The sequence below is a fragment of the Staphylococcus sp. SM3655 genome, from assembly GCF_016917315.1.
Classification (GTDB): domain Bacteria; phylum Bacillota; class Bacilli; order Staphylococcales; family Staphylococcaceae; genus Staphylococcus; species Staphylococcus aureus.
Map to the genome: position 1 here is coordinate 1,569,118 of NZ_CP070305.1, position 12,423 is coordinate 1,581,540.

Sequence of the window (12,423 nt, forward strand, 5' to 3'; positions counted from 1 at the left end):
ATTTGATTTTCAATTTCTACTGACAATGCAAGTTGGCGGGGCCCAAACATAGAGAATTTCAAAAAGGAATTCTACAGAAGTGGTGCTTTATCATGTCTGACCCACTCCCTATAATGTTTTGACTATGTTGTTTAAATTTCAAAATAAATATGATAGTGATATTTACAGCGATTGTTAAACCGAGATTGGCAATTTGGACAACGCTCTACCATCATATATTCATTGATTGTTAATTCGTGTTTGCATACACCGCATAAGATTGCTTTTTCGTTAAATGAAGGCTCAGACCAACGCTTAATGGCGTGCTTTTCAAACTCATTATGGCACTTATAGCATGGATAGTATTTATTACAACATTTAAATTTAATAGCAATAATATCTTCTTCGGTAAAATAATGGCGACAGCGTGTTTCAGTATCGATTAATGAACCATAAACTTTAGGCATAGACAAAGCTCCTTAACTTACGATTCCTTTGGATGTTCACCAATAATGCGAACTTCACGATTTAATTCAATGCCAAATTTTTCTTTGACGGTCTTTTGTACATAATGAATAAGGTTTTCATAATCTGTAGCAGTTCCATTGTCTACATTTACCATAAAACCAGCGTGTTTAGTTGAAACTTCAACGCCGCCAATACGGTGACCTTGCAAATTAGAATCTTGTATCAATTTACCTGCAAAATGACCAGGCGGTCTTTGGAATACACTACCACATGAAGGATACTCTAAAGGTTGTTTAGATTCTCTACGTTCTGTTAAATCATCCATTTTAGCTTGTATTTCAGTCATTTTACCAGGAGCTAAAGTAAATGCAGCTTCTAATACAACTAAGTGTTCTTTTTGAATAATGCTATTACGATAATCTAACTCTAATTCTTTTGTTGTAAGTTTAATTAACGAGCCTTGTTCGTTTACGCAAAGCGCATAGTCTATACAATCTTTAACTTCGCCACCATAAGCGCCAGCATTCATATACACTGCACCACCAATTGAACCTGGAATACCACATGCAAATTCAAGGCCAGTAAGTGCGTAATCACGAGCAACACGTGAGACATCAATAATTGCAGCGCCGCTACCGGCTATTATCGCATCATCAGATACTTCGATATGATCTAGTGATAATAAACTAATTACAATGCCGCGAATACCACCTTCACGGATAATAATATTTGAGCCATTTCCTAAATATGTAACAGGAATCTCATTTTGATAGGCATATTTAACAACTGCTTGTACTTCTTCATTTTTAGTAGGGGTAATGTAAAAGTCGGCATTACCACCTGTTTTAGTATAAGTGTATCGTTTTAAAGGTTCATCAACTTTAATTTTTTCATTTGGGATAAGTTGTTGTAAAGCTTGATAGATGTCTTTATTTATCACTTCTCAGTACATCCTTTCTCATGTCTTTAATATCATATAGTATTATACCAATTTTAAAATTCATTTGCGAAAATTGAAAAGAAAGTATTAGAATTAGTATAATTATAAAATACGGCATTATTGTCGTTATAAGTATTTTTTACATAGTTTTTCAAAGTATTGTTGCTTTTGCATCTCATATTGTCTAATTGTTAAGCTATGTTGCAATATTTGGTGCTTTTTTGTATGGAATTGCAAAGCAATATCATCATTAGTTGATAAGAGGTAATCAAGTGCAAGATAAGATTCAAATGTTTGGGTATTCATTTGAATGATATGTAGACGCACCTGTTGTTTTAGTTCATGAAAATTGTTAAACTTCGCCATCATAACTTTCTTATTATATTTATGATGCAAGCGATAAAACCCAACATAATTTAAACGTTTTTCATCTAAGGAAGTAATATCATGCAAATTTTCTACACCTACTAAAATATCTAAAATCGGCTCTGTTGAATATTTAAAATGATGCGTACCGCCAATATGTTTTGTATATTTTACTGGGCTGTCTAAGAGGTTGAATAATAATGATTCAATTTCAGTGTATTGTGATTGAAAACAATTAGTTAAATCACTATTAATGTATGGTTGAACATTTGAATACATGATAAACTCCTTTGATATTGAAAATTAATTTAATCACGATAAAGTCTGGAATACTATAACATAATTCATTTTCATAATAAACATGTTTTTGTATAATGAATCTGTTAAGGAGTGCAATCATGAAAAAAATTGTTATTATCGCTGTTTTAGCGATTTTATTTGTAGTAATAAGTGCTTGTGGTAATAAAGAAAAAGAGGCACAACATCAATTTACTAAGCAATTTAAAGATGTTGAGCAAAAACAAAAAGAATTACAACATGTCATGGATAATATACATTTGAAAGAAATTGATCATCTAAGTAAAACTGATACAACTGATAAAAATAGTAAAGAATTTAAGGCACTACAAGAAGATGTTAAAAACCATCTCATACCTAAATTTGAAGCATATTATAAGTCAGCAAAAAATTTGCCTGATGATACAATGAAAGTTAAGAAATTAAAAAAAGAATATATGACGCTTGCAAATGAGAAGAAGGATGCGATATATCAATTAAAAAAATTCATAGGTTTATGTAATCAATCTATCAAGTATAACGAAGACATTTTAGATTATACGAAACAATTTGAAAAAAATAGATACAAAGTTGAATCAGAAATTAAATTAGCTGATAATAAAAGTGAAGCAACTAATCTTACGACAAAATTAGAACATAATAATAAAGCGTTAAGAGATACTGCGAAGAAGAACCTAGATGATAGTAAAGAAAATGAAGTAAAAGGCGCGATTAAAAATCACATTATGCCAATGATTGAAAAGCAAATTACCGATATTAACCAAACTAATATTAGTGATAAGCATGTTAATAATGCAAGGAAAAACGCAATAGAAATGTATTACAGTCTGCAGAACTATTATAATACACGTATTGAAACAATAAAGGTTAGTGAGAAGTTATCAAAAGTCGATGTAGATAAGTTGCCGAAAAAGGGTATAGATATAACTCACGGCGATAAAGCCTTTGAAAAAAAGCTTGAAAAATTAGAAGAAAAATAACTATAATCATTTTTCAAAGTTAAAAATTTTGAATTTATGGTTAACATGTCAACTTACTATGTGTATAATGGTAAACATTGATATTAACTATATGTATAAAAATGTCACGCAGATGCTATTTAAATGTGATAAATATTTTTAGAGGTGAATAGAGTGGCTATAAAGCTAAGTTCAATTGACCAATTTGAACAGGTTATTGAGGAAAATAAATATGTTTTTGTATTAAAACATAGTGAAACTTGTCCAATATCGGCAAATGCGTACGATCAATTTAATAAATTTTTATATGAACGCGATATGGACGGTTATTATTTGATTGTCCAACAAGAACGCGATTTGTCAGATTATATTGCTAAAAAAACGAACGTTAAACATGAATCACCTCAAGCATTTTATTTTGTAAATGGTGAAATGGTTTGGAATCGAGACCACGGTGATATCAATGTGTCGTCATTAGCACAAGCAGAAGAATAATGAAACTATAGGGTTGGAACATTTTGCCTTACACTACTAGACGTGAATAGCACAACTTAAATTCGTGTGAATCAGAGTAGTTTGGCTATAATGATGTTCTGACCTTTTATTTTATGTCACCTTTAGAAGCAGTTAAGTTAGTACTTTTTTACAAACATATGTATAATATATTCGAGTATTTTTATTGAAAATATTTTGGAAAACGACGAATCCAATAAGAAAATTTAAACATGATTTGTAAGTTAGTTTAATAGGAAATATATGCTAAACCAAAAGAAGCATATTGTTATTTACTGGAATAATTAATAATCATGTCATGTTAAATGTTCGCATATAATCACGAGATAAAATCTAAAATTTAAGATTAATCTTTTATGAATAAAAAACGTATCACAACAAATAATAAAGTAAGGTGGTCAAGGTTATGAAAGTATTAGTAGCCATGGATGAGTTTCATGGAATTATTTCGAGTTATCAAGCTAATAGATATGTTGAAGAGGCAGTTGCAAGCCAAATTGAAACTGCAGATGTAGTTCAAGTACCATTGTTTAATGGAAGACATGAATTATTAGATTCTGTATTTTTATGGCAATCTGGGCAAAAGTATCGTATACCAGTACATGATGCAGATATGAATGAAGTTGAAGGTGTTTACGGACAAACTGATACAGGGATGACCGTTATCGAGGGGAATTTATTTTTAAAAGGTAAAAAACCAATTGTTGAACGAACAAGTTATGGTTTAGGAGAAATGATTAAACATGCATTAGATAATGACGCAAAACATGTTGTAATTTCACTAGGTGGGATTGATAGTTTTGACGCTGGTGCAGGTATGTTACAAGCATTAGGTGCTCAATTCTATGATGACGAAGGGCGTGTCGTAGATATGAGACAAGGTGCTGGTGTAATTAAATATATTCGTCGTATGGATATGTCGAACTTACACCCTAAAATGGAAACAGCAAGAATTCAAGTAATGTCGGATTTTTCAAGTCGATTATATGGTAAGCAAAGTGAAATCATGCAAACTTATGATGCGCATCAGTTGAATCATAATCAAGCAGCAGAAATCGATAATTTAATTTGGTATTTTAGTGAGTTATTTAAAAGTGAATTGAAAATTGCAATTGGTCCAGTTGAACGTGGTGGTGCTGGTGGTGGAATTGCAGCAGTCTTGAATGGACTGTATCAAGCTGAAATATTAACCAGTCATGCATTAGTAGACCAACTAACACATTTAGAAAATTTAGTTGAACAAGCGGATTTAATTATTTTTGGAGAAGGGTTAAATGAAAATGATCAGTTGCTAGAAACGACAACATTGCGTATTGCAGAACTTTGTCATAAACATCAAAAGGTTGCCATTGCAATTTGTGCAACTGCTGAAAAGTTTGATTTATTTGAATCACAAGGGGTTACAGCAATGTTTAATACATTTATCGATATGCCAGAAACTTATACTGACTTTAAAATGGGATTACAAATTAGGCATTATACGGTTCAGTCTTTAAAACTGTTGAAAACACATTTTAATGTTGAGGTTTAGTAAAGAAGGACTAAATTGGTGATGCTGTCATGATGGTTAATAACATTTATGATGGTTAGCAAAACGAATTATAAGATCAAAAGTATACGTAATGAATATAAAAAATCACGCTATCATTGCACTGAATGTTAGCGTGATTTTTTATTAATTAAGCCTGAGTTGAACTAGTATATAATCGTTTGTTTTTAGTGATTTTCAGCGATATCTTCTACAATTCCAATGATTACTTGTACTGCTTTTTCCATAACATCAATGGATGCATATTCATATGGGCCGTGGAAGTTACCGCAACCTGTAAAGATGTTTGGAGTTGGTAACCCCATAAATGACAATTGTGAACCATCTGTACCACCACGAATAGGTTCAGTGTTTGCTGGAATATCTAATTTGGCAAAGACACGTTTAGGTATATCAATAATATGAGGCAATGGTAATATTTTTTCTGCCATATTGAAATATTGATCCGATATATCAACTTTAACTGGATAATTTTCAAAATGGGCATTGATATCGTCACGTATTTCTAAAATACGTTTCTTACGCAATTCGAATTGTTTTTTATCATGATCACGAATAATGTATTGCAAAGTTGCTTTTTCAACAGTTCCTTCAAAGTTCATTAAGTGATAAAAGCCTTCGTATCCTTCTGTTCGCTCCGGAACTTCACTATCAGGTAGCAAACTATCGAATTGTTCACCTAAACGTATTGCGTTTACCATTGCATTTTTAGCTGAACCAGGATGAACATTTACACCGTGGCATGTAATAACCGCTTCAGCAGCGTTAAAGCTTTCATATTGTAATTCTCCATATTGACTACCATCCATAGTATAAGCAAAATCAGCATTGAAGCGGTCAACATCAAATTTATGTGGACCACGACCGATTTCTTCGTCTGGTGTAAATCCAATGCGAATGGTACCATGTTTAATTTCTGGATGTTCTTGTAAATAACAAATAGCTTCCATAATTTCCACAATACCCGCTTTATCGTCTGCACCTAGTAACGATGTACCATCAGTTACCATTAATGTATGACCAACTAAACTGTTAAGTTCTGGAAATACTTTAGGATCTAAGACACGTTTAGTATTGCCTAGTTTGTATAGCTTACCATCATAGTTTTCAATAATTTGCGGTTTAACATTTGAAGCATTGAAATCAGGTGATGTATCAACATGCGCCAAAAATCCAACTGTTGGGACGTCGACATCGATGTTACTTTCTAATGTAGCAAATAAGTAGCCATTTTCATCTAAATCAGTTGGCAATCCTAATTGTTGTAATTCTTTTTCTAATAAATGTAACAAATCCCATTGCTTCTCAGTTGAAGGTGTTGTTGTAGATTTTGGATCAGATTGCGTATCAATTGTCGTATATCTTGTTAATCTATCTATCAATTGGTTCTTCATTATATTCGACCCCTTAAACTCTATTATTCATGTTGTAAGATTTTTTATATGTCTTACCTTTGATTTTACCATACAGTTGTTTGATACGTGTGTATAGGTAATATAGAATTTCAGAAACTAATATACCGAAAGCAATCGCACCTGAAATCAGTGTAACTTCTAAAAATGTATTTACAGCACTTGTATAATCATTCGATACTAAAAAACGAGTCGCTTGATAAGCTGCACCACCAGGTACTAATGGTATAATGCCTGGCACTATGAATATAATTACCGGTCGTTTATATCTGCGACTCATAGTATGACTCATTAAGCCTAAAATTAAGCTTCCCAAAAATGAAGCGCCAACTTTTCCAAACTCTAAATCTACCGTTAATTGGTAAATCGTCCATGCAATGGCACCTACAAATCCACATGCTACTAAGAGGCGTTTGGGTGCATTGAAAATGATAGAGAAAAGTACTGTTGATATAAAGCTGATTGTAAAATGAAATAAATAAAATAGCATGCTTTAACAGTCCTTCCTTAAATGATTAATAAAACGATTGCGACACCAGCACCGATTGCGAATGCTGTTAATGCAGCTTCAACACCGCGAGACATACCTGCAAGTAATTCACCCGCTAATAAATCTCGAATGGCATTGGTAATTAATATACCAGGGACAAGTGGCATGACACTGGCTATAGTAATGATATCTTGATTGGTTGCAATGCCTAATTTAGTAAATGTGGCTGCAATGGATATGACCACAGCAGCTGCAACAAACTCTGAGAAAAATTTAATTTGTATATAGCGTTGCACAAAGCTGAATGTTAAAAATGCGGATCCACCAGCAATGACTGCAATCCAACAATCTGATGCGACACCTCCAAACATAAATAGGAAGAAGCCACATGCAATGGCAGCTGCAAAGAAATTCGTTAAAAAAGAATATTGTAATGATGCATGCTGTAAATGAATAAATTCAGATTTAGCTTCATCAATTGTGAGTTCCTTATTTGATATTTTACGTGAAAGACTATTCGTTAAAGCGATTTTCTCTAAATCTGTTGTACGCTCTTGTACACGAATTAATCTTGTACTTGTTCGATCATTTAATGAAAAAATAATTGCAGTTGAACTGACAAAACTATATGTATTATGAAGACCATAACTATGTGCGATACGGTTCATTGTATCTTCAACTCGATATGTTTCAGCACCTGATTCAAGTAAAATTCTACCTGCAATTAATACAACATCAATCACTTTGTTTTCATCTATAATTGTGATTGAATCTGGCATATCAATTCACCTCCAATGATATGTGTTATTTATTTGAACAATTGAAGTTTACAACTTGTTGTTGCAACTTTCAATAGTGAGACTTTGTGTTAGTATGATGAACTTGTATGGTTCAAATTTAAATAAGAAAAACTGTTAATCTTTGCTATTATACTATGATTTAATAATAGCAAAGGATTAACAGTTTTGTCGTTGTTATAAATTGATAATAGGGTTAAACATTACTTTGTTTCGCCCTTGATTTTTGGCTACATGCACCATATCGTCTGCATCTTTAAACACTTTACGCTGTGATTTTGGATCGTCATCTGTTAAATATCCAACACCGATAGACACTGACAATTTAATAACTTCTTTGTTTGGTAAATGGAATGATGATTTTTCAACACCCGAACGAATATTTTCAGCCAATTTAACACTTTGATCAAGTGAATAGTTGTGAATGACAACTGAGAACTCTTCGCCACCATTTCTAAAAATTTTAAATTGATTCGGCACATAGTTTTTAAGTAATTGAGACATTTGTTTTAATACAGCATCACCTGATTTGTGTGAGTAGGTATCATTGACATCTTTAAAGCCATCGATATCGATTAATAATAATGCGATACTTTGATGTTCTTTTTCGGCTTTTCGTGAAATTTCATTTAAATGTCTATCAAATTCTTTTACATTACCTAAGCCTGTTAAGTAATCATATTTATCTTCGTTTTCATAACGATTTACGAGTGAGAAGAAATGCCAAATATCGACAAATGTTATCGCTGAAGCTAAAGTGATAATTAATGAAATTGGTATTAAAATGATAACTTCCGATAGTGTGTAAATAGGACTCACTAACGCGACACCAAATAAAATGATTATTGTAACAACATTAAGTATTAATAATGATAGCACATCATTTTGTTTTAAAAATGGTCCAATAGCACTTGTTACTGCGGCAATAACAATCAACGTAACACCGTACATAATCGAGTTGTTAAATACTACAATTTCAACAATTGCTACAATTACTGTGGCAGATAATGTATAGACCATATTTGTAAATCTACCTAAAAACAATAAAGGAACGAATGTTAAGTGAATTAAATAATCTTCACGATAAGGGATAGGGTAGACAGATAATAATAATGATACGATTGTCATTAAAACAGTGACATAAGCCTTAGAAAAAACCATACGTTTGTTTTCTGAATACTGTAAGCGATGGAATAAATAGATTCCAGCGACTATAACAGATATATTGTATATAAATGCTTCGAACATGTCTGAATCGACTCCTTTAATTGACCACTAGCTATTGTAAGTGAAAACTTACAATTTGTCATTAGTTTACATATAAAATTAATGTATGATATAGACTTTGATGTTAAAATGTTGCCTTAAATGATATGATGAAAAAATGAATAATAGGCGATATATAAGAAATGAATCGTATAGTTGTAAATATGATATCATTGATTGAGCGAATTAATTTATAATAAAGCTATAAGATATACGTAGAAAATAGATATATCATTCTATAAAGACAATATTAAATAAATATAACGTTAAAAACAATTAATATCGATGAAGGTGAATAAATGGTTACATTATTACTAGTTGCAGTAACAATGATTGTCAGTTTGACGATAACACCAATTGTTATTGCAATATCGAAAAGATTAAATTTAGTTGATAAACCAAATTTTAGAAAAGTACACACTAAACCTATTTCAGTTATGGGTGGTACAGTGATTCTCTTTTCATTTTTAATAGGTATTTGGATTGGTCATCCTATTGAAACAGAAATCAAACCACTTATTATTGGTGCGATTATTATGTACGTACTTGGGCTTGTAGATGATATCTACGATTTGAAACCGTATATAAAATTGGCTGGTCAAATTGCCGCTGCCTTAGTAGTTGCTTTTTATGGTGTGACTATTGATTTTATTTCGTTGCCAATGGGTACAACGATTCATTTTGGATTTCTTAGTATTCCAATTACTGTGATTTGGATTGTTGCTATTACAAATGCAATTAACTTAATTGATGGACTCGATGGTTTGGCGTCGGGTGTTTCTGCAATCGGACTCATTACAATAGGATTCATTGCAATTTTACAAGCTAATATTTTCATAACGATGATTTGTTGTGTTTTATTAGGCTCTTTAATTGGGTTTTTATTTTACAATTTCCATCCTGCCAAAATATTTTTAGGTGATAGTGGGGCTTTAATGATTGGATTTATCATCGGATTCCTTTCTTTACTCGGATTCAAAAATATTACAATTATTGCATTGTTCTTCCCAATTGTTATCTTAGCAGTTCCATTCATTGATACTTTGTTCGCAATGATTCGACGTGTGAAAAAAGGGCAGCATATAATGCAAGCTGATAAATCGCATTTGCATCATAAACTATTAGCTTTAGGCTACACACATAGACAAACAGTATTATTAATCTATTCAATCTCTATTTTATTTAGTCTTTCGAGCATTATTTTGTATGTATCGCCACCATTAGGTGTTGTATTAATGTTTGTATTAATCATATTTAGTATTGAATTAATTGTTGAATTTACAGGATTAATAGATAACAACTACCGACCAATATTAAATTTAATTAGTCGGAAATCGTCACACAAAGAGGAATAGGGAATGAAAGCATAGCTGTATGGGATAATTTGTATTATATGGCTTTACTCTTTGCAATTTTTTATGTATTAAATTTCAAATATAAAAAAGCACTGCCATAAACGTGTACTTCAATTGTCGTTTAATAATACGCAATTGATATTTACCGTCTTATGATAGTGCTTTTTATTTTTATTCAGTTGGTATATCGAAAGGCAACTGCTTTGGAGTTTCTTCAGTCAAATCGAAATTTCCAGCAGTCATTTGATTTAAAAAGTTAATAAACGCTTCATAGTCACTTTTAACGACATCGATATAGTAGCTTACCTTATCAGTGTAAGTTTGGTTTCTTAACATAAAATGAGTTGAAGCTAATTCATATTCAAATTTACCAGTTTGATCATAATTCAGTGTTACTATACATGGTACTGCTTCTCGTAGTTCGACACGTCCGACATCATAAATGACGTCTCTAACAGCACCGCTATAGGCGCGAATTAAACCGCCACCACCTAATTTAATACCACCAAAATATCTTGTTACTACGACACACGCATTATGAACATCGAGCTTTTTTAATATGTCTAACATTGGGACACCGGCAGTTCCTGTCGGTTCACCGTCATCATTCGCTTTTTGAATATTCATTTCAGGTCCAATAGTATATGCAGAACAATTATGAGTGGCATCTTTATGTTCTTTTTTTATTGCAGCAATAAATGCTTTAGCTTCTTCTTCATTTTGAACAGGTTTGATATGAGCAATGAATCTTGATTTACTAATCACATTTTCAATAATGTGTTCTTTTTTAACAGTAATGATATTTTGTGTCATAATAACTCCTTAATTCATAAGCTTAAGATTATTTAATCTTCATTATACACTGAAAATGACATGACTATAAATCGTTTGATTGCCATTTTCTTTTTAACTGAAATATTGTATCATTGCTATGAGTATATTTTAGGAGGACGACTATGAAAATTGCTGTGATGACCGATTCTACAAGTTATCTGTCGCAGGACTTAATCGATAAATATAATATTCAAATAGCGCCATTAAGTGTGACTTTTGATGATGGGAAGAACTTTACAGAAAGTAATGAAATAGCAATTGAAGAATTTTATAATAAAATGGCATCGTCTCAAACGATTCCAACAACAAGCCAACCAGCAATTGGCGAATGGATTACTAAATATGAAATGTTAAGAGATCAAGGTTACACAGATATCATTGTCATTTGCTTATCAAGTGGGATTAGTGGAAGTTATCAATCTAGTTATCAAGCAGGGGAAATGGTTGAAGGTGTTAATGTACATGCATTTGATAGTAAGCTTGCAGCAATGATTGAAGGATGTTATGTATTACGTGCTATTGAAATGGTTGAAGAAGGATACGAGCCACAGCAAATTATTGATGATTTAACTAATATGCGTGAACACACAGGTGCATATTTAATTGTTGATGACTTAAAGAATTTACAAAAAAGTGGTCGAATTACTGGTGCTCAAGCATGGGTTGGAACATTATTGAAAATGAAGCCAGTTCTTAAGTTTGAAGATGGCAAGATTATACCAGAAGAAAAAGTTCGTACTAAAAAGCGTGCCATTCAAACATTAGAAAAGAAAGTATTAGATATTGTAAAAGACTTTGAAGAAGTAACTTTATTTGTCATAAATGGAGATCATTTTGAAGATGGTCAAGCGTTATACAAAAAGTTACAAGAAGATTGTCCTTCAGGTTATCAAGTAGCATACTCTGAGTTTGGTCCAGTTGTTGCAGCGCATTTAGGTTCTGGTGGATTAGGTTTAGGCTATGTTGGCAGAAAAATAAGATTAACATAATTATAAAATTTTAATAAAAGAGTCTATATTGTAATTGGAAATTATCTCTCGTATACATGGCTTTAAATGTTCATCATTTGAAAGTCAAAATGCTAAAGATATAAGAAAATCATTATAATATTAGGCTCTTTTTTACGTTGAAATGAGGTCTTAAGCATTAAACATTACGGGAAATTAATTCATCCTCATACTTCACTTACTAATGAAAA

13 protein-coding genes are annotated in these 12,423 nt (G+C 31.8%); 5 read left to right on the forward strand and 8 right to left on the reverse strand.

The annotated features are described in order from the left end of the window. Positions 1-131 precede the first annotated feature (131 nt). From JQN76_RS07705 to JQN76_RS07715, 3 genes are all read right to left on the reverse strand, one after another. On the reverse strand, positions 132-446 hold the full coding sequence (locus JQN76_RS07705) for a CHY zinc finger protein (protein WP_001127269.1): 315 nt from the start codon (positions 444-446) through the stop codon (positions 132-134). A 17-nt stretch (positions 447-463) separates the two neighbouring features. Next, positions 464-1,387, reverse strand: a complete 924-nt coding sequence (murB, locus tag JQN76_RS07710) for a UDP-N-acetylmuramate dehydrogenase (RefSeq protein WP_000608440.1) — start codon at positions 1,385-1,387, stop codon at positions 464-466. 126 nt (positions 1,388-1,513) lie between these two features. Continuing rightward, the gene (locus JQN76_RS07715) at positions 1,514-2,032 is read right to left on the reverse strand and encodes a GrpB family protein (RefSeq protein WP_000287210.1); all 519 of its coding nucleotides are present in this window, start codon (positions 2,030-2,032) and stop codon (positions 1,514-1,516) included. 119 nt (positions 2,033-2,151) lie between these two features. On the opposite strand from JQN76_RS07715, the gene JQN76_RS07720 reads away from it, so the two are divergent. The 3 genes from JQN76_RS07720 to JQN76_RS07730 all read left to right on the forward strand — a co-directional run bounded on the left by JQN76_RS07720 (position 2,152) and on the right by JQN76_RS07730 (position 5,053). Continuing rightward, positions 2,152-3,030 carry an EMYY motif lipoprotein gene (locus JQN76_RS07720; protein ID WP_000724887.1) on the forward strand — a complete coding sequence of 293 codons (879 nt, stop codon included), beginning with the start codon at positions 2,152-2,154 and terminating at the stop codon, positions 3,028-3,030. A gap of 153 nt (positions 3,031-3,183) precedes the next feature. Continuing rightward, the gene (gene ytxJ, locus JQN76_RS07725) at positions 3,184-3,504 is read left to right on the forward strand and encodes a bacillithiol system redox-active protein YtxJ (RefSeq protein ID WP_000985617.1); all 321 of its coding nucleotides are present in this window, start codon (positions 3,184-3,186) and stop codon (positions 3,502-3,504) included. Positions 3,505-3,928: 424 nt separating this feature from the next. Beyond that, entirely contained in the window at positions 3,929-5,053 is a 1,125-nt protein-coding gene (locus JQN76_RS07730) for a glycerate kinase (protein ID WP_000866742.1), read from the forward strand. A gap of 185 nt (positions 5,054-5,238) precedes the next feature. Here JQN76_RS07730 and pepT read toward each other — a convergent pair whose 3' ends face one another. The 4 genes from pepT to gdpS all read right to left on the reverse strand — a co-directional run bounded on the left by pepT (position 5,239) and on the right by gdpS (position 9,018). Beyond that, positions 5,239-6,465, reverse strand: coding sequence for a peptidase T (gene pepT / locus JQN76_RS07735; RefSeq protein WP_000795820.1), 1,227 nt, complete (start codon positions 6,463-6,465; stop codon positions 5,239-5,241). 13 nt (positions 6,466-6,478) lie between these two features. After that, positions 6,479-6,973, reverse strand: coding sequence for a threonine/serine exporter family protein (locus JQN76_RS07740; RefSeq protein ID WP_000899890.1), 495 nt, complete (start codon positions 6,971-6,973; stop codon positions 6,479-6,481). A 17-nt stretch (positions 6,974-6,990) separates the two neighbouring features. Further along, on the reverse strand, positions 6,991-7,752 hold the full coding sequence (locus JQN76_RS07745; protein ID WP_001113406.1) for a threonine/serine exporter family protein: 762 nt from the start codon (positions 7,750-7,752) through the stop codon (positions 6,991-6,993). Positions 7,753-7,947: 195 nt separating this feature from the next. After that, entirely contained in the window at positions 7,948-9,018 is a 1,071-nt protein-coding gene (gene gdpS, locus JQN76_RS07750; RefSeq protein ID WP_000460983.1) for a GGDEF domain-containing protein GdpS, read from the reverse strand. A gap of 317 nt (positions 9,019-9,335) precedes the next feature. Between gdpS and JQN76_RS07755 the strand changes: the two genes are divergently transcribed. Beyond that, positions 9,336-10,391 (forward strand): glycosyltransferase family 4 protein, encoded by a 1,056-nt coding sequence (locus JQN76_RS07755; RefSeq protein ID WP_000258151.1) that lies wholly within the window; start codon positions 9,336-9,338, stop codon positions 10,389-10,391. A gap of 171 nt (positions 10,392-10,562) precedes the next feature. Here JQN76_RS07755 and JQN76_RS07760 read toward each other — a convergent pair whose 3' ends face one another. Continuing rightward, the gene (locus JQN76_RS07760) at positions 10,563-11,204 is read right to left on the reverse strand and encodes a YigZ family protein (protein WP_000192957.1); all 642 of its coding nucleotides are present in this window, start codon (positions 11,202-11,204) and stop codon (positions 10,563-10,565) included. A gap of 143 nt (positions 11,205-11,347) precedes the next feature. On the opposite strand from JQN76_RS07760, the gene fakB1 reads away from it, so the two are divergent. Continuing rightward, positions 11,348-12,214 (forward strand): fatty acid kinase binding subunit FakB1, encoded by an 867-nt coding sequence (fakB1, locus tag JQN76_RS07765; RefSeq protein ID WP_000686344.1) that lies wholly within the window; start codon positions 11,348-11,350, stop codon positions 12,212-12,214. Positions 12,215-12,423: the final 209 nt, after the last annotated feature.